This window comes from Nostoc sp. CMAA1605 (genome assembly GCF_021596505.1).
GTDB lineage: Bacteria > Cyanobacteriota > Cyanobacteriia > Cyanobacteriales > Nostocaceae > Trichormus.
This window is the reverse complement of sequence record NZ_PJIZ01000013.1, coordinates 73,386-92,257: the sequence shown is the minus strand read 5'-3', so window position 1 is coordinate 92,257 and position 18,872 is coordinate 73,386. Positions and strand designations below refer to the sequence as shown.

18 protein-coding genes and 1 pseudogene are annotated in these 18,872 nt (G+C 40.4%); 13 read left to right on the top strand and 6 right to left on the bottom strand.

Annotated features, from left to right (window positions below):
- Positions 1–625 precede the first annotated feature (625 nt).
- The 3 genes from CV014_RS07305 (at position 626) to CV014_RS07295 (ending at position 4,948) form a co-directional block, all read left to right on the top strand.
- Entirely contained in the window at positions 626–2,122 is a 1,497-nt protein-coding gene (locus tag CV014_RS07305; RefSeq protein WP_236141421.1) for an AAA-like domain-containing protein, read from the top strand.
- 694 nt (positions 2,123–2,816) lie between these two features.
- Positions 2,817–3,383, top strand: coding sequence for a phytochelatin synthase family protein (locus CV014_RS07300; RefSeq protein ID WP_236141420.1), 567 nt, complete (start codon positions 2,817–2,819; stop codon positions 3,381–3,383).
- Positions 3,384–3,622: 239 nt separating this feature from the next.
- Complete coding sequence (locus CV014_RS07295; protein WP_236141419.1) at positions 3,623–4,948, top strand: hypothetical protein; 1,326 nt, start codon at positions 3,623–3,625, stop codon at positions 4,946–4,948.
- A 12-nt stretch (positions 4,949–4,960) separates the two neighbouring features.
- On the opposite strand, the gene CV014_RS07290 is transcribed toward CV014_RS07295, so the two are convergent.
- From CV014_RS07290 to CV014_RS07275, 4 genes are all read right to left on the bottom strand, one after another.
- Positions 4,961–5,524 (bottom strand): 3'-5' exoribonuclease domain-containing protein, encoded by a 564-nt coding sequence (locus tag CV014_RS07290; protein ID WP_236141418.1) that lies wholly within the window; start codon positions 5,522–5,524, stop codon positions 4,961–4,963.
- Between the two features lie 272 nt (positions 5,525–5,796).
- Positions 5,797–6,426 carry a L,D-transpeptidase gene (locus CV014_RS07285; protein WP_236141417.1) on the bottom strand — a complete coding sequence of 210 codons (630 nt, stop codon included), beginning with the start codon at positions 6,424–6,426 and terminating at the stop codon, positions 5,797–5,799.
- 707 nt (positions 6,427–7,133) lie between these two features.
- Positions 7,134–8,519, bottom strand: coding sequence for an aminopeptidase P family protein (locus tag CV014_RS07280; RefSeq protein WP_236141440.1), 1,386 nt, complete (start codon positions 8,517–8,519; stop codon positions 7,134–7,136).
- A 32-nt stretch (positions 8,520–8,551) separates the two neighbouring features.
- Complete coding sequence (locus tag CV014_RS07275; RefSeq protein ID WP_236141416.1) at positions 8,552–8,800, bottom strand: hypothetical protein; 249 nt, start codon at positions 8,798–8,800, stop codon at positions 8,552–8,554.
- A gap of 156 nt (positions 8,801–8,956) precedes the next feature.
- Between CV014_RS07275 and CV014_RS07270 the strand changes: the two genes are divergently transcribed.
- Positions 8,957–9,778 (top strand): PhzF family phenazine biosynthesis protein, encoded by an 822-nt coding sequence (locus CV014_RS07270; protein ID WP_236141415.1) that lies wholly within the window; start codon positions 8,957–8,959, stop codon positions 9,776–9,778.
- Between the two features lie 20 nt (positions 9,779–9,798).
- Here CV014_RS07270 and CV014_RS07265 read toward each other — a convergent pair whose 3' ends face one another.
- The gene (locus CV014_RS07265; protein ID WP_236141414.1) at positions 9,799–10,218 is read right to left on the bottom strand and encodes a DUF4363 domain-containing protein; all 420 of its coding nucleotides are present in this window, start codon (positions 10,216–10,218) and stop codon (positions 9,799–9,801) included.
- Positions 10,219–10,535: 317 nt separating this feature from the next.
- On the opposite strand from CV014_RS07265, the gene CV014_RS07260 reads away from it, so the two are divergent.
- Together CV014_RS07260 and CV014_RS07255 are read left to right on the top strand one after the other, a co-directional pair.
- Entirely contained in the window at positions 10,536–10,805 is a 270-nt protein-coding gene (locus tag CV014_RS07260; protein ID WP_236141413.1) for a peptidase, read from the top strand.
- A gap of 128 nt (positions 10,806–10,933) precedes the next feature.
- Positions 10,934–11,350 carry a DUF4332 domain-containing protein gene (locus CV014_RS07255; RefSeq protein WP_236141412.1) on the top strand — a complete coding sequence of 139 codons (417 nt, stop codon included), beginning with the start codon at positions 10,934–10,936 and terminating at the stop codon, positions 11,348–11,350.
- A gap of 81 nt (positions 11,351–11,431) precedes the next feature.
- Here CV014_RS07255 and CV014_RS07250 read toward each other — a convergent pair.
- Positions 11,432–12,045, bottom strand: a pseudogene (locus CV014_RS07250) (TetR/AcrR family transcriptional regulator).
- Positions 12,046–12,229: 184 nt separating this feature from the next.
- Between CV014_RS07250 and CV014_RS07245 the strand changes: the two are divergent.
- The 7 genes from CV014_RS07245 (at position 12,230) to CV014_RS07215 (ending at position 18,869) form a co-directional block, all read left to right on the top strand.
- Positions 12,230–13,849, top strand: coding sequence for a M16 family metallopeptidase (locus CV014_RS07245; RefSeq protein ID WP_236141411.1), 1,620 nt, complete (start codon positions 12,230–12,232; stop codon positions 13,847–13,849).
- A 105-nt stretch (positions 13,850–13,954) separates the two neighbouring features.
- Positions 13,955–15,439 (top strand): M16 family metallopeptidase, encoded by a 1,485-nt coding sequence (locus CV014_RS07240; RefSeq protein ID WP_236141410.1) that lies wholly within the window; start codon positions 13,955–13,957, stop codon positions 15,437–15,439.
- 336 nt (positions 15,440–15,775) lie between these two features.
- Entirely contained in the window at positions 15,776–16,027 is a 252-nt protein-coding gene (locus CV014_RS07235) for a hypothetical protein (RefSeq protein ID WP_236141409.1), read from the top strand.
- A 405-nt stretch (positions 16,028–16,432) separates the two neighbouring features.
- Positions 16,433–16,684 carry a hypothetical protein gene (locus CV014_RS07230; RefSeq protein ID WP_236141408.1) on the top strand — a complete coding sequence of 84 codons (252 nt, stop codon included), beginning with the start codon at positions 16,433–16,435 and terminating at the stop codon, positions 16,682–16,684.
- 148 nt (positions 16,685–16,832) lie between these two features.
- The gene (locus CV014_RS07225; protein ID WP_236141407.1) at positions 16,833–17,084 is read left to right on the top strand and encodes a hypothetical protein; all 252 of its coding nucleotides are present in this window, start codon (positions 16,833–16,835) and stop codon (positions 17,082–17,084) included.
- Between the two features lie 146 nt (positions 17,085–17,230).
- A complete protein-coding gene (locus CV014_RS07220; protein WP_236141406.1) occupies positions 17,231–17,479 on the top strand; it encodes a hypothetical protein in 249 nt (82 codons plus the stop codon).
- A 217-nt stretch (positions 17,480–17,696) separates the two neighbouring features.
- The gene (locus tag CV014_RS07215) at positions 17,697–18,869 is read left to right on the top strand and encodes a phosphotransferase family protein (RefSeq protein WP_236141439.1); all 1,173 of its coding nucleotides are present in this window, start codon (positions 17,697–17,699) and stop codon (positions 18,867–18,869) included.
- Positions 18,870–18,872: the final 3 nt, after the last annotated feature.

Sequence of the window (18,872 nt, the reverse complement as noted above, 5' to 3'; positions counted from 1 at the left end):
TTGCAGTTTGTTGTTGTATTGATGCTCAATCTGAGCATACCTGACCGCATACCTAGTACAACAAAGCATCTCTGAACTGTCTATAACATTTCAGTAAGATTATTGTTTGAGCTTGCCAAATTTCTACAACCAACACCAGCAAATTTTACAAATTTAAGAAAAAAGCTAACTATTTAGCACTAGTAAAGACCCAAAGACTTTATAAATATCGTTTTCAGCTTTCCAAAAGTTTAAACACTTTGTAAATATTAGTGAATTTCATTCTTAACTTTGGAAAAGCACCCAAGTTAAGAAAAATGTTCTGTTTAATTTCTTCAGAGATAATTCTGACCCCAAGGTACATTGAAAACAAAGTTGACTATTCAGCTAATTTTATATAACGGAGTGCTTAATGAAAAATAATTATGGACTATAGTTCTTGCGGCGACTGGTTTTGAAATTTTTAATAGTTTATGTAAAACTGCGATTTTAATGCTCCTGCATAGAAAAAGTAAGATAACATGATTTTTTTGTAATTGTATTTATAAGATTTGTAACTGTGCTGAATAATTTGGACAAGTGCATAAGTAATAACATTGTTCATTTATTCATCTATTACCAAGCACATTTTTATTTGATAGTTAAAATGCAATTACAATTTAAAAGTCATCTACGCCGACGGGGTGCGATTCTGACGGCTCAAGGTTTAAAAAAACTCAATCAGGCAAAGGCTCAGTTAGAAATTGAGCAAAACTTTAAGCGATACACTCTCGAAGACCTCAGTGAAAAAACAGGTTTAACCTCTAATACCCTTAGCAAAGTCTTTAATGGCTCAGTAGGAGTTGATAAGCGAACTTTGGAACGTTGTTTCAATGCCTTGAATCTGACCTTATTAAAGGACGATTATCTTTACCTGTTACCAGGACAAGACAATGTTGCAGAGATTGACTTAATGTCCTCGGTGGAAATCTGCTCAACCATCAAATCAATCTGCGATTCTCCGTTGAATATGCTGCATGATCGCAGCGATACCCCCCAAATCTACAAAATGGAGCAATTGCAAAACAATCCGCAACTTCTTCTGCTCACGCCACCAGGAGGGCTGATGCCTCTAGATTCATTCTTGTACATTGATCGTCCCATTCTCGAATCCCTCTGTTACGAAGGTATCCAGCAACCTGGTGCGCTGCTCAACATCTGCGCTCCTAAGCAAATGGGCAAAACCTCCCTCATGACCCGTATCTTGGCTTATGCTAACTCTTTGGGCGATCGCACTGTTTGTGTGAACTTACAACTGGTTAACGACGAGATTTTGCAGAATCTAGACCGCTTCCTACAATGGTTATGTACTAGGGTCAGTAAGCAGTTAGGCTTGCCAAATGGGATTGTTAATTTTTGGGATAATTCCCTGGGTAGCAAATCCAATACCACTGATTATTTCGAGGATGTGATCTTAAGTAACCTTGTTCGTGGAGAACCTGCGAGGAATAATCGTCTTCTAGTCATTGCATTTGATGAAATCAACCATCTTTTTACCTACCCCGACATTGCTAGTGAATTTCTCCAACTTCTGCGAACTTGGACAGAGCAAGCCAAACAAGGCAACGCCAACACTAATCCTTGGCAGAAGTTACGACTGGTGACGGTTCATTCTACACAAACTCTGATGCCTCCCTCGATTGATCCCTCTTTGTTGAATACTGGATTAGTGATTGAGCTACCTGAGTTTACATTTACTCAGGTACAGGATCTAGCAAATCGGTGCGAACAGGAGATAACCGCGCCACAAACCCAGCATCTGATGAATCTGTTGGGAGGACATCCCTATCGGTTGCAGTTGGCTTTTTATTACCTACAGCAACAGAGAATCAGCGTGGAAGAACTGTTAGAAAATTCTGATATCGTCTTTACCATCTACGTAGACCACCTAGAACAGCAATGGTGGAACTTGCAACGCTATCCCGATTTATTGCCATTGTTTACAGAAATCGTCAGTCAACCAAGTCCTGTAGATTGCGAGGTTGTACAAGGTTTGCAGTTGTGCAAGATGGGGTTAGTGCATCTGCATGGTCTTAAAGCAAGTTTAGCCTGCGAGTTATTTCGCCCGTTTTTTTGCGATCGCCTACAGCAAATCAACAGTTAGGTACTTAGTCGATACTGTTGGGGTGCAATTGCGGCTAACATACCTGGATGCAGGGGAGGATTTAAACTTAGGTAATTTCAGCCGAAGCGATCGCTTCTTTTTTTCCTCGATGAATAGTCGGGTTTTTGGTTGAAGGCATATTTCTATTGCCACATCTCAAGAATGTATTCTTTTAGAGTAAATTAACCCAAGTAAAAATATTTTTTGGGCAAAATCTCCAGCTTTAAAAAAATTATTGATTTTTTTGTAAAAAATTATGAAAACAGATAAAACACTTAAGTGAAAAATCTCAAAACACCACAGGACAGTTAGAACATTTAAAGGTTTTTTGTGACTTCATATACCATTATTCAATGAATCAGCATTATTGCCATTATTTTGTCAATTCGTACATTTAGTAAAAATAAATACGATTTTTTCTGTTTACAAATTTGGCAAATTATCTGATCATAGCCAAACAATAATCAAGACAAATAACTGCGCTTTATGTATTTCAAAACTTGAGTGCGTAAAGCTTTATTTGCAAATCTTTAACTCACTTTATGGGCAGTAAGAAATCTTGACAACACTTGTAATCTATCAAAAATGGAATTGCTTGGCGGATAAATCAATTTCAACGAAACTCTGCCACAAATAACTCCCGACTGATATCCATATTTTACCAGTTATCAACACATCCAACCAAAAAATCATCATGAAAGACTTTGATAATATTCAACTAGCAGAATTCCAGCAACCGATTCGTTGTTGTAATGTTACAGCCCTGGCTTATGCCATGACTTCTTTAGGTTTTACAGCTACAGTTGATGATATTTTCTATGTAACGAAACTACCGATCGCCTCCGTGTTAGATGATGGTATGACCTTGGCTGAAACCTACGACACCTGTGTGAAATATGTTGAAAATGCCAGTTTACCACTAACTGTGAATTTGGAGTATTTTGACAATCCATCAATGACGATGGAGAAGTTCACAGACATTGTAGAAAAGGCTGTGGTAGATGCCAATGATATTCATATTCTCAATTTCAATACTAAAATTGCTCACAATAACCCCAACTTAGAAGGGGGACATTTTTCACTGTTAGCAGACTATAACCCTAGTTCTCAAGAAATCACGATCGCAGATACTAATCCCAAGCGATACACTCGCTTTTGGAAATGTCCTATAGACCGGATGTATAAAGCTTGTGTGGATAAGGATTCAGCTTGCGATCGCTCCCGTGGGATGATCATTTTGCAAAAGGCTTCCCTGAACTAAAGTATCCCCTAGTAGTTCACCAATCCAAAATTGCTAGGCTAAGGCAAGCAGGGGGAGCAGGGGGAGCAGGGGGAGCAGGGGGAGAAAGAGATTTTTTTGCTGCTATTAACCTTGCAAAGTTCTCTTGGCAGACTACTAGCATAAGTCCAAAAACCTTTATTCATTAGGTACAAGCGGCCTTTTACCTACAATTTCAACAAGCAACTTGTACAACAACTACCCAATACAAAATAGAGAATATGACAACCATCCCAGATAAGACCCTAGAAGCGCGCAATCGTGTAATTGAATCTGCTAACCGCTTGGGTGTACAACTCAATGAGCAAGAATTAGAGCGTTGGATGAAGTCCATCACTGAAGCCACAGGGGACAGTGATATTGTGGTTGACGAAGAGACTGGTGTATTTGGTCACAAAGTCACCATGTTAGATTTCGACCCCAAAGAGTTAGAACGCTTTCGCGCCATAGGTAAAATTGTCGAATTTGATGATGTTCCTGGTGTTGTGGAAACCGCGCTGGCTCTTTCTGGTTCAGCCGCACAATCGAAAGTGCAAACTCACCCAGGAGACTGTGATTACTTCGAGAGAGTCAATATTATTGCTCCCACCAGAGCCGAAGCTTGTGAGATTCTGGCGAGAATTATGCGTGAGAAAGCACTCAGTAGTATGTCTGGGGTTAACTTTCAATTTATTGAACTCAAATTTGGTAGCTATTCCCAAAATGTAATTCGCCATAATCACACCTATCACAAAGGTTCACCAATCTCCTGGTCTCCTGATGAAGTTGTAGCCGGAGAAATTCAAGCCAAGGATAGCCAGGGAAATCCTCTAGTCATCACTTGGGATGCTGTAGCTCAAGAACCTGGTTGGTGCAAGCTAGACTGGGTAGTTGCAGATCAAGTGCGTGGTCAATTGTCCAACGCCAGCAATGTCTTAGATGTGACTTGGGAAGCTCCCGACGGTACAATTACACCCCTAGATGGCTATCTAGACGGCTACTTCCAAGAAGTTTACTTAGATGCTCAATCTGCACCCATCTTCTCTAAACTAGTCAAACAAGTTTCCACAGATGTCTTAGATGACTATGTGGCAATGTTAAAAAAAGAAGTCAAAAAATACGTTAGAGAAGACCATCTCAACTACGGTAAAGCTGCTAAACGTCTGTACAACATCTTCCGACTGAACGGTCAATATGAAGAAGCCGCCTTTTTGCGTGAACTGTTCGACGAGCCAGCCGCATTACTTTATCAAGTCCACTCCCTAGTCAAGACTGTCCAAGAGGCTACAGAAAAAGCCACTGTCTTTGATATCGAAAGTATTCTTGATCAGACTGATGAACTCATTATGTCAGTCATCAGGGTCTTGGAAGGAGAAGAGGAATTAGAAATTGTGCGCCATTTGCTGCGTTTATCTCGCTGTATCAGCCGTCAAAAACCAGACGTTCCCCTTGGCCCACAAGTGGAAGCAGCACAAGCTGAGGTAATGAATATCGTCAACAATTTCTTCTATGAAAAGATGACTGCATTACCTGCGATTAAGACTTATCTCGATAGTCTCAAAGCCTAAAAATTTGTTTTATTAACTTTCACGCTGTAGGTTGTTTTGCAATAGATTGCAGAACAACTTTCCTTGTTGAATAGCATCATCTAAAGCAATATGCGTTAAGGGTTTTTCCTCTAACCACTCTGTTGGGAGATTGCGCTTTCCAGATTCACTGTAGCTATTTTTCAAGAATGCCATTGCATAGGAACGGATATCTAATGCTGAATGCTGAAAAGGACTGTCTCCTACAAAGTTGATTAAATACCAATAAACAAACATAAAATCGTAGGCAGCAGGATAAGCAACAAAGATTGGTTGACCTGGTAATGCTTTTAACCAAGTGTGATATGCTTGCATTACTGATGCTGGAGGCTGTGGATCAACTCGGCAGACTGCCCAAGCTTCCGGCTGTTGTGACCACCATTTCATAGTTTGGGGATGACCTGATGCTCCTGGTAAGGTTTCCAGGTTGGCTGAAAAGGTAGCAATTAATTGCTTATCTGCGGTGTAAGCTGCTGAACCAATACTAAGCATGGAATGAGGCCCAGGAATAGGGCCATCTGCTTCAATATCCGTGCTGACGTAGATTTCGATTGTCACCTGTTTTTCCTACTAGTCCGCCACACAAATTATGATAGGTCATAGATACCCGACTTGTTTAAAAAGTCGGATATCTAAACATCTGCAACCTGTCAAAATCAATCGGGTAGAATGCTACTGGTCTGACGTATTAAATGATGAGGGGTTCATAGTTGTGATCTATCGCTTCAGTCAAGGGCTAAAGCTCAACGACAAACCTTTGTGATTCCTGAAATCATTTGCCCATAAAAAGGAATCAAATATGAGTCCTAGAGAAGTCAGAACTGTGATCGCTAAATCTGGACGTTGATATACTGTGGTTGATAATTTCGCACATAGTTCAAGAGTTGATCTAAATCTCTTGTGTTAGTCAGACCAATACATCCAGAGGTACCATCTTCCCCATTCTTCTTGTTATAAGATGGGTCTACATGAATACCCAAGTCAGTGCGACCAGTACGGAACCGAGGTGTTATTGGTAAAAACCGTTCTCCGGCTTCTGCAATAGTTCCACGAGTATAATTTTTTGCCACTGTATAGATGCCGTTGGGTAATGGTGCTTCTGTCCCGGAACGGTGGCGATTTTTATTTTGTGTATGGGTGCGTCCAGAGACTGCCAAAAAGCTCCCGACAGGCTGGTTATTGACGTATAGACGCAATTCAAAGAGTGGATTTCCTAAATCATTAGTTCTCCCAGACGGTGTGAGAGTCATGTAATTACCTGTCCCATTTTTTGTCCCAACGGAGACTCTTTGAGCTAGATAATTATTTTGTTCAATGTTGTGGCTATTCAATTGAATAGGATTGTTGTTTAATGATTCAGGTGATGAATATTCAACATTTGAACTGGGGTCATTATTGTTAGTAAAAATATCTTTACTACTTCTTTTTCCCTCCTTAACTGAAGATGGATTGTCTGGCAATATTTTTATGCTGCTTTGGTGTGGTATTTGACTTATCTGAGGAGATTTTATTGCTGTACTATTAGGACTACAACTTGTCAATAATAAGCAGCTAAAAGATATTAATCCGAGGCTATTTGGCATGAAATTATTGCCTACTTTTTCCTGTTTTTTCGACTTTAATTCCTGCCTCTAAGGGTAAACCTGCGAAGAAATGCTTATTTTTATGCCATTTTGTAAAATTCAGTATTAATTAGCATTAATTTTAATGGCTTCTTAAAGGATTATCTTGATATGTTCAAGTTTTCATGAAGTAATTATAAAGACTGTGTATTTTGATGAAGGATGTGGCTCTACTCAGTAATCAGTGTTTCTAGTTTTTAAACTAAATGTGACCTAATTTGATTAAATAACTTCGCAAATATAGATTTTGATTGTCTGTACTTAAGCAAAAGTTTTAAAGTTGGGTAATTACGGAAGAATTTTTTGACTGCAAAATCATCCCGCAAATAAGCAGTTCTTTGTTTTTACAGGAATTTGATTTGATTGCTGAAATTACTTAGGCTTGATTAACCCTCGGAATTTTAGATTTTAAATTTTGGATTGTTTTTGGTACAAGCCCCACTGTAGGTGGAACGGCATTGCTGATTGAGAAGTAGAGAAGACAGCCAATCTCAAATCCCCAAGCTGTATTCCTTTATGATTGTGGTCAATCTAAAATCCAAAATCTAAAATTGATTGACTAGGTTTTCTACAGCCTGGGCTTGATTGGGTAAGGCGGCTGTTAGGACTTCAGCACCTGTTGATGTCACTAAAATATCATCTTCAATGCGGATACCTCTGACATCAGCAAATTGTGAGAGACGTTCCCAATTCACGACGTTTTGATATTTTTCTCGGTGTTGGGGGTGATTTAAAATAGCTGGGACTTGATAGAAACCAGGTTCAATGGTGACTAACATTCCTGATTTTAAGGGACGATTTAAACGTAAGTAGCCTAAACCAAAGCGATCGCTTCTTTTTCTTTCTGCTTCATACCCGGCTAAATCCCCTAAATCTTCCATATCATGGACATCTAAGCCCAGTAAATGCCCGATACCGTGGGGGAAAAATAGGGCGTGGGCATCCATCTCTACTAAATCTTGGGGATTACCCTGTAAAATGCCTAAATTTACTAAACCTTCGGCGATGACTTGCGCCGCCAATAAATGAATATCCCGATATTCTACCCCTGGCTGTATCTTGGCAATACAAGCATCATGCGCCGCTAAGACAAGATCATAAATATCTCGTTGCGTAGCAGAAAATTTACCAGATACTGGCCAAGTCCTGGTGATATCACTAGCCCAACCCATAGGTGTTTCTGCACCGACATCAGCGAGAAGTAAATCTCCTGGTTGCAAGGGGTGGTGATAGGTTTCGTTATGCAGAACTTCACCATGAACTGTGACAATGCTGTTATAGGCGGTCGTCATATTGTGGGCGATGATCACCCCTTCCATTGCGGCGCGGACTTCGGCTTCGAGTTTAGCTTGGGGTGTGGCCGCCATGCCGGCTTTGTGCGCCTCAATACTAATAGCGGCGGCTTGGTGTAGTTCAGTGAGTGCGCCTGCATCGTGGGTGAGACGTAAAGTTGCGATCGCTGTTGCTAATTCTCGGTCTCTATCTTCTAAATCATAGGGTGAAGAGACAGTTCTTTGTAGAATTTGTGACTGTACTAAGGTAGTGCGATAATTCTGCACTGGAATTGATGCTGCGTCTTTACCTCGGTGTTTTAATTCTGACATGGTTTTGGCTACGTCAGCACCAATGATGGCGGCGATTTCTTCGCGTTTTGGTAGTTCTCCATGCCAGAGTGCGCTACTGGGTTCGGGGTCATCCATAAACAGTTCTAACTTTCCCGCTTCTAGACGAATGGCTGCATGGGGTAAAGGCACACCAGCAAAGTACAAAAAATGACTGCTAGCCCGAAATGGATAAGGGTTAGCAGGGAAATTGCGGGGGCTGTTGTGACCTGACCACAGAATGACGGGGAAATCAATTAAGGTGGCGAGTTTTTGTCTACGTTGTCGTAAAGTATCAGCCAGGGAACTAGAAATGTTGTGGATTACCATCACCATTCACACAACTTTGATTTATTCTTATTTTAATTGTTCTTGTCTTTGTCATCTTGATCAGCTTCATCCTGCTCATCTTCTTCGTCTTCTTTATCTGTTGTTGCATCTGTTGGGGCTGGGGAAGAATTACTCTCTACAGTTGGGCGTTCTATGCCGGTTGGAGATGTTTGACCGTTACCACAACTAACTAAACTGAGAAATATTAGCCCGAAAGAAATCGTTCTAAAAAGAGTTTTTAAAATTTTGATGGCAAGATTTTCTGCTTGATTGAACAACATATTTTTGATTTATCCTTAGATGCTGGCCTTAAACGCTTATTCTTAACTTCTTTCACTTGTTTTAGTTTGCCCAGAGCGATCGCCTTAGTATATACTTCTTCAGGATTATCTATATTTAAGCTGCAAATTGGCTAGTTTTCATTGCAGTGTCATTTTATGAGACAAATTATTACTCAGGTGGATGCGTTTACCGATAAACCCTTTGCAGGGAACCCAGCCGCCGTTTGTGTTTTAGCGACTCCGCAAACAGACGCTTGGATGCAGAATGTCGCCCAAGAAATGAATTTATCGGAGACGGCTTTTTTAGTAAAACTAGATGATGGCTTTAGTCTGCGCTGGTTTACGCCGACAACAGAAGTACCGCTTTGTGGTCATGCAACCTTAGCTAGTAGTCATGTGCTGTGGTCTGAAGGGCATTTATCAACCAATGAAGACGCACGTTTTCACACCAAAAGCGGTTTACTTATTGCTAAACGCCAAGGTGACTGGATTGAGTTAGATTTCCCTGTGATTCATTCTCAACCAACGACTGCACCGCCAGAACTGAGTCAGGCGTTAGGAGTACCGTTGCAAACAGTCATGCAGAATAGTTTGGGTTATTTAGTAGAGGTGGAATCAGAAGATTTAGTGCGACAGATGCAGCCCAACTTTCAGCAGATGAAAAGTTTACCGATGGCTGATGTGGTGGTGACAAGTCTTGCCAAAGCTAATTCTGAGTATGATTTTATTTCTCGCTTTTTCGCCCCAGGTTTAGGAATTAACGAAGATCCAGTTACGGGTGCTGCCCATTGTTGCTTGGCTGCATATTGGCGCGATCGCCTACGGTGGGGCGTAGCCCATCGCCTCCACAAAGATCAATTTCTAGCATACCAAGCATCCAGCCGTGGCGGAGTTGTGAAAGTCAATTATGTGGGTGGCGATCGCGTTTTGCTAGCAGGACAAGCTGTGACAGTCTTACGGGGAGAATTAATTCTTTAGTCCCCTAGTTGAGTTAATGCTTAAGGTTTAGCAACGCTAGTCACATTTTTACTCAAAGAAGCTAAAGCCGTTAATACTTTCTGTTTATTTGGTTTAGAAGATTTCAGACCTGCTTTAATCTCATCGGCTTGATCTTCAATGTCTTTGTAGGTATTAGGAGATTTAGCTTTGATTCCATCTTCAACCTTTGACCAGAAATCCTCGAATTTCTCAAATTCTCCTTTAGCTTTAGTAAAATTACCTGCTTCAACTGCTGTTTTAGTATTGGTAATTACACCTTCTAGACCTTTGAAATCTGTGGCTTCTGTGGAATTTGCTACTGTTTTAGTAGTATTTTCGCTAGGTGAAGCCTGTGTATTAGGTTGTTCAACCTTGTTACATCCCACTAAAGCCATGAGGCTGATAATAGTAACCATCATAACTGGTTGAAAACGCTTCATAATTAACTCCTCAAAAAAACTTGTATTTGTAATTGATGATGTGTGTTTAGATATCACACCTACCATAAACAGAAATATTTAAGATGATATTTCTGTTATTCAATTATTAAAGATGTCGAGAAAAAAGACTCGGAAATTAACTATATTTTTCTTTTGCTGAATTTTTTACCTACTGTGCAGTATCTTAGAACAGAGATCAGTAAAACTGCTCATAACAATTATTTACATCGAGTCTAAGCAAGTCAAACTAGATTCTTCTGGTCGTGTCTGCATTTTCAGTTATTAGCCAAAAAGTTTTCATCGATAACAGAACCACCATGAAACGTTCATTTCGTAAGTATCATCGGATTCTCGGCATAATTATATCTCTGCCACTGATTTTGACCGTATTGACAGGGATGCTAGCAACTTTTGTTCGTGAATGGTCGATTAGTATAGGAGTCCCTGCTAGCTTACTGTTGAGCATTCATACAGGAGAAATCTTCCATCTTGAGGGAATTTATCCGATTTTGAACGGATTAGGATGTTTGGGGTTATTAGCAACTGGATTGAGTATGTCTGGATTATTTTCTAAGAGGAATCGTTAATATTTGTGAGTTTAATGCCAAATTCTCAATGCTCAATTCCCAGATTTACAAGTCACAATATTAAAGGCAACTTATGTTAATTCTTCAAAATGCCTACTAAAGTAACGGCAACCAACAACCGAAGTACGATGCAATCCTGTGACTGGCCGATTGAACAGTTACCAGGATTGAGTCCAGAAGAACAATTACAATTACACAACTGTGGAATTCAAACCACCCTGGGGTTAGTTAAACAAGGCAAAACTACGCAAGACAGGCTAACTTTGTCCAGTAAGTTACAAGTTCACCTGCAATATGTCAATAAATGGATAGCCTTGGCTGATTTGGCGCGTGTTCCTAGTGTGGGAATACAGTATTGTGGTTTACTACTGCACGCAGGCGTTGGTTCAGTAGCACAATTAGCCCAAATTCCCACCCACAGATTACACAAACAGATTTTACGCCTGCAAGTAGCAACCATGCAGCGACGCGATTTGTGTCCAGCTGTTGAGTTAGTTCAACAGTGGAGTCAACAAGCGAGGAGAGTGCTGAGTGCTGAGTGCTGAGTTGTGAGTGCTGAGTTGAGAAATCAATTTTCCCTTGTCTACCCTGTCTCCCTTGTCTCCCTGCCCCCCTGCCCCCTGCCCTCAATCCTTCACCAATACCCCATTGAGAAAGATATCGGCTAAACCTTCGGCCATTTGCTGCATTTGTTGGGGGAAGCATCAGGTTGCATGAGGGTGTTGTTGGAAAAACCGGCGATCGCAAACATTCCTAAAAAGACTTTTGCGACTAAGTTGGCATCCATTTGGCGATAAATGCCTTTATCCATTGCGGTTTGGAAGAAGGCTTCGGCGACATCGGTCATTTTGTTGATGACTTCGATTTGAATGCGATCGCGCAAATCTGGATGAAACTGCACTTCCATAAAGCACACTCGCATTAAATCGGCATTTTTTTGCAAATTCCACATCCGGCGGCGCATTACCTGGGCTACAGCTTTATAGCTGCCCATTTCGCTTAATTCTGTCAGTAAATCTGTCAGAATCTCCACCCAGCCCGTAGTTGCTACCTCCACCAAAATCGCTTTTTTATTTGTAAAATGCCGAAATAAAGTCCCTTCTGCCACACCAGCTGCTTGTGCTAAGTCACGGGTGGTAGTACCATCAAATCCTTGAGATGCAAATAACCTGAGTGCTGCCTGTAAGATGCGGGAGCGCGTCTGTGCTTCTGAGGGTGGGGGAGAATTAAAAACTCGCATAATAGTTATTGTAAAATCTCCGGAACACGGTTTGTAGCATTATTGTCTAACGTCAGGTACTAAAAGCACAGAAAGCTTAATACAAGATTAACGCTCCTATGACTAAGTAACCTGCTACCTAAGTAGTGAAAATTTATTGTACTCGTTGCTTATGAATCAGTTCAGTCGCTCACACGCCCCAGATATGAAACATCCGTTATACATTCCCGCTTTTTTTAACAGGGATATCTCCCGCCGACTGTTAACAATTTTCTTAACACTATTAGTTGGCTGGTGGGGAATAGTACCATCAATGGCTTTAGCCCAGACTCAAACTCTATCACCTGTTGAAACTGCACTCCAACCAAGCAAAACTCCTACAACTAAAAGCTCGATTCAACCCTATCTAGACCGGGTAATTAAGAATCTCACAGAGTTTCGCTTGAGTAATGGCATGAAGTTTATTGTTTTAGAACGCCATCAAGCACCTGTAGTTTCCTTTCTCACCTACGCTGATGTGGGTGGTGTGGATGAGCCAGATGGTAAAACTGGTGTTGCCCACTTTCTAGAGCATTTGGCATTTAAAGGTACTACCAGTATCGGTACAACTGACTATAAAGCCGAAAAACCTCTGTTAGAGCGTTTAGAACAGTTGGATACTCAAATTAGAGCTGCAAAAGCTAGTGGGAAAAAAGATGAAGTCGCTAAGTTACAAGGGGAATTTCAAAAAGTTGAGGCACAAGCAGCTAAATTAGTCAAGCAAAATGAGTTAGGACAAATAGTTGAGCAAGCCGGCGGTGTAGGCTTAAATGCTAACACTTCCACAGAAGCGACTCGTTATTTCTATAGTTTTCCTTCTAATAAGTTAGAACTGTGGATGTCTTTAGAGTCTGACCGTTTTCTTGATCCTGTGATTCGGCGGGAGTTTTATAAAGAAAAAGATGTAATTTTAGAAGAACGACGGATGCGGGTGGAAAATTCCCCCATTGGCATGATGATTGAAAGGTTTATCGATGCCGCTTATAAAGTCCATCCTTACAGACGACCGGTGATTGGTTATGACGAAGATATTCGTAACCTCACACCCAAAGATGTACAGGATTTTTTTGACACTCACTATGTACCCAGCAATATCACAATTGCGGTGGTGGGTGATGTCAACCCAGCAGAGGTGAAAAAATTAGCACAGACTTACTTTGGTCGCTATCAGTCGAAACCCAAAGCCCAAGCAAAAATTCCTGTAGAACCAAAGCAAACTCAAACACGAGAAGTAACTTTAGAATTACCTTCCCAACCTTGGTATCTGGAAGGTTATCATCGTCCTGCTGGTACTCATCCTGATAACGCAGTTTATGACATCATTAGTGGTTTATTAAGTAACGGACGGACATCAAGATTGTATAAATCTTTGGTAGAACAAAAACGGGTAGCTTTAACTGCCCAAGGTTTTAGCGGTTTTCCTGGAGATAAATATCCCAACTTGATGCTATTTTATGCTTTGACTGCTCCTGGTCACAGTGTAGATGATGTGGCGACGGCTTTACGCCAAGAAATTGACAAATTGCAAACCCAACCTGTAGCCGTCTCCGAATTAGAACGGGTGAAAACCCAAGCACGAGCAGATTTACTCCGCAGCCTCGACTCTAATATGGGTATGGCACAGCAACTTTTAGAATATGAAGTCAAAACTGGCTCTTGGCGGAATCTGTTTAAACAATTGGATGAAATTGCGGCTGTGACTCCTGCCGATATTCAGCGCATAGCTAAGACAACATTCACAGCCGAAAATCGCACAATTGGCAAATTGCTGTCCAAACAAACTTGATGAAGAGTGGTGAGTGGTGAGTGCTGGGTGCTGAGTAAGAACACAAGTATTCATTACTCCAAGAAATTTCTAATCTAAAAGTATCAGGTGAGGGTTCACAGGTAAATGTCCAGGAAAATTCAACATGGTAAGCGACTGATTTACGCGTTAATGGTTGCTTGTACCTTTTTATTGGTAACTTTTAACTTTTCTCCGGTGGCGACAGCAGCAGCCAAGCATTACACGGAGTTGCAGTTTGCGCCGTTACCGGAAATTAAATTGCCCAAGTATGAGCGATTTGTACTGCAAAATGGTTTAGTTGTGTATCTAATGGAGGATCACGAATTACCTTTGGTGAGTGGTACAGCCTTAGTACGGACTGGTAGTCGTTGGGAAGATGGGAAGAAAGTCGGACTAGCGGCTTTGACGGGTACGGTGATGCGGGATGGGGGAACTAAAAAACATTCTGCCGATGATTTAAATGAAATTTTAGAACAACGGGCTGCATCTGTAGAAGCTAGTATCAGTGAAGGGTCGGGAAGTGCTAGTTTTGATGCTCTCAGCGAAGATGTAGAAACGGTGTTTGGGTTGTTTGCTGAGGTGTTAAGAGAGCCGATATTTGCTCAAGAAAAGCTAGATTTAGCCAAAACTCAAGCTAAAGGTGCGATTGCACGCCGGAATGATAATCCTGATGGTATCACCAGCCGGGAATTTCGCAAACTGATATATGGCAAAGATAGCCCCTATGCGCGGACTGTAGAATATGCCACGATAGATCGCATTACTCGTGAAGATTTAGTGCGCTTCCATGGCGATTTCTTTCACCCCAATAATACGATTTTAGGGATTGTGGGGGATTTTGATAGCAAAAAAATGCGATCGCTCATTCAAGCTAAACTGGGTGATTGGCCACGTAACCCCAAAATGATGAAATTGCCTTTACCAGAGGTAACACAGGCGAATACAGGGGGAGTATTTTTTGTTAACCAACCCCAGTTAACCCAAAGTAGTGTATTGGTGGGACATTTGGGAGGGAGGTTTGATAATCCTGATTATGCAGCTTTGGATGTGTTGAATGGGGTTTTGAATGGCTTTGGCGGCAGGTTGTTTAATGAATTGCGATCGCGCCAAGGTTTAGCATACTCTGTATACGGTGTATGGAGTCCCCGTTTTGATTACCCTGGAATGTTTATCACTGGGGGACAAACTCGCTCTGATGCTACTGTGCAGTTTGTCAAAGCTTTACAGGCAGAAATTAAACGCATCCAAGCACAACCAGTCACAGCACAAGAACTAACTCTTGCTAAGGAGTCTACTTTAAATTCCTTTGTCTTTAACTTTCAAGACCCTGCTCAAACCCTTTCACGGTTAATGCGCTACGAATATTACAACTATCCGGCTGATTTTCTCTTCCGCTATCAAAAAGCTGTCTCTGCAACCACAGCCGCCGATGTGCAACGGGTAGCGAAGCAATATCTCAAACCAGAAAATCTTGTAACTCTGGTAGTGGGTAATCAAACCGCTATTCAACCGCCATTAACACAACTAGCAACGCAAGTAACACCAATAGACGTGACTATTCCTGGTTCACAACCACAAGCTCAAAAGTAAATGCACTAGTTTGTAGTCAGTCCTTTAACTTGATTTTTGATCAGGATTAAAGCAATGACTGCCAATATAAATACCTTGACAGCTTGTCTGATAAAACCCTGGTTCATTTTATGAACTGGGGTTTTTCCTTTGCTCAAGACAAAAAACAGCAATATTATCAAAAATCCGGTTTAATAGACAAAACTTTCTTAATTCTGTCTGAAAATATCGGCAAAAAATGTTGCCTTCCACAAATAGAAAATCAAAATATAAGGGGACAATTCTAATTTTTGAGTTAGTTCTGTCTCTGTCCTGTACTGCTCTCAATAATATGACCGTATTTAAGGAGGCAAGCAAATGGTAAGGATAACAATCTCCGATCTTTCTCCTGACGACGAAAGTAAATTTATTAATGAACTGACGACGTGGGAGATGAAGACGATATATGCTGGCGCGGAAAGAAGCTATGGCAGAAGACAACCGGGGGAAAATACTCCCGAACAAACTAACACCCCAGGCACGGATGTAGACTCGATTCTTAATCGATGGATGAATAATCTAGAAATACAAGTTCAAGACTTACGAAGACAACTAGGTATTTCCAGATAGTTGTTGCTCAATAAATTGAATCTTCATGATTATCGTGTGTTTTAGTTCTGATTAAGATTATGCACACGGTTTTTTTATGGTAATTGTCATCTATCGCCGATATTAGAGATTTGTAGGCATTTTCAGATTGCGTCCGTATTTAGCTTAATCCAGCAAATCTTAGTTATTGAAAAGAATATGCTCTATTTTCAGACTTGCATAAACATAATGTTTCTACGTTTATCTTTTTTCTATCACAGAATATCAAAGAGAAAATAGACATATCTTATTAATATATGTCTAGCCAAACTAACTTTTAACCTTGATTTTCATGAGAAACATAAATAAAAATTGAATCAACGGTTAAGCAATCACTTAATCGCCTGCAAATCACAGTTCAAACAGAAATTGTTTTAGGAGTCTATCATGGCATTTATTGCTATTAACGAATTACGTGCTACTGGTGCAGAGTTGTTCCAAGATTCTGAAAGCTTCCTCAATGATTTGAACAATCTGGATAATTCTGTTGCTGGTGCTGGTGATGACTATTCCAATAGCACTGGTGCAGTTTTAGGTCTTGTTGAAAAGGGATTTGAGTTTGGTGTTATCGGTCTAGGCATCAATGGTATTGTTCACCTAGCTAAGTCCTTTAGCAGCAACGGTGGGCTTTACTACTAAATCTCAGCCTTTCCGATTAGCGACTGTGTAAAACAGAAGCAGAATAGTTCTGTTGAAATTGTGTCATTAGCGATTAAGCAATCTCAAAATCTGGGGCTTAGTTGCTAGAACTTTCTATCCAAAATTGAAATTGTTTTAGGAGTCTATCATGGCGTTTATTGCTATTAACGAATTACGTGCTACTGGTGCAGAATTGTTTCAAGATTCTGAAAGCTTCCTCAATGATTTGAACAATCTGGATAATTCTATTGCTGGTGCTGGTAGTGGCTATTCTAACACCGGTGGTACAGTTTTAGGATTAGCTGAAAAAGGATTTGAGTTTGGTGTGATCGGTCTGGGCATTGATGGCATTGTACACCTAGCTAAATCCTTTAGCAGCAACGGTGGGCTTTACTACTAAATCTCAGCCTTTCCGATTAGCAACTGTGTAAAACAGTAGCTTAATAGCTCTGTTGTAATTGTGGTTCAGCGATTAAGAAATCTCAAAATCTTGAGCTTAATCGCTGGCACTTTCTAGTCAAAACTAAATTTTTTTAGGAGTCTATCATGGCATCTATTAATCTGACCAACTTACAAGTAACTGGTGCAGAATTGTTTCAAGATTCTGAAAGCTTCCTCAACGATTTAAGCAATCTGGATAATTCCATTGCTGGTGCAGGTAGTGAATATTCTGATAGCAGTGCTACAGTTTTAGGTATTGTTGAGAAGGGATTTGAGTTTGGTGTCATTACTTTAGGTATTGATGGCATTGTACACCTAGTTAAGTCCTTTAGCAGTAACGATGGTCTTTATTAAATCTCATAATTTCTCATTAGTGACCATGTAAAACAGAAGCTTAATAGCTCTGTTGTAATTGTGGCATTAGCGATTAAGCAATCTCAAAGTCTTGGGCTTAATCGCTGGCATTTTCTACTAAACAGTGTTGAGTATATATGATAAATGTTTATTTTATACTCAACACTATTTTGAAAATCAAAAAACAGTTATGAATGTTGTTGCTTATCTTAAAACTATGCCACCACTGATTTTAAGTTCTCAAAACCTGTTTGAATATCTTACTTCGCTGAACTTGTGTACTTATGATGAGCAGTTAACAAGTACAGTTGAATTAAAAGCTGCTAAGAACTTTAATTTATTAGTTACCCTCCCAAAAGGTAGGAAGTTACTAGTTAAACAAGAACGTCACAACTTGGAAGGAAGAGCAAGTGGTGAGTTTTTACTAGAATGGCGCATTCATGATTTTTTACGCAATTTTCCAGAATTGGAAGATATTCGTGCCAGCATATCAGAAGTAGTATATTTCAATAGTGAAAATTCTATTATTATTTTCAATTATCTTGATAACTATCGAGATTTAATGGATTTCTACATCAAGGAAAGTCTAAAATTCTTTCCTGTCGAGATAGCCAAGGCGGTAGGGAATGCTTTAGCTTCCATTCATCGGATGACAATTAATCGTGAAGAGTATCGGGAGTTTTTTCAAGATAGTGATGCTCATCTCCTGAATCAAAGAAAGCTCAGTCTCAATCGTGGACTAGATAGACTGACACCAGAAATTTTTGGCAAAGTTCCGGCTGATGGACTGAAATTTTTTGCACTATATCAACGCTACGATAGTTTGGGGCAGGCGATCGCAGAATTAATTCATGCTTTTACCCCATGTTGTCTAACTCATAATGATTTGAAGTTAAATAATATACTTCTCTCTCTCGATTGGGAAACTGCATCTGATGATCAAATTATCCGCTTGATTGACTGGGAACGCGGTAACTGGGGAGATCCCGCCAATGATTTAGGAACAGTCATCGCCAGTTATCTGCAAATTTGGTTGTACAGCATGGTGACAGGTAAATCGATTGCAATTGATGAGTCGTTACGTTTAGCCTCAACCCCTTTGTATGTTCTGCAACCTTCGCTGCGAGAGTTGGTAAATGCTTACTTAACTCAGTTCCCTGAAATCTTAGAACAGCGTCCTGATTTCTTGCAACGAGTCATGCAATTTTGCGGTTTAGCCTTAATTACAGCAATTCAAGCACGACTGCAATATGAAAAAAGCTTTGGGAATATAGGTATTTGTATGCTACAAGTCGCCAAGAGTTTATTGTGTCGTCCCGAAGCATCTATCCCCACAATTTTTGGTGTAGAAGCAACAGACTTCTCAGCCGCGAACTTATCTCTTGCTTAAACC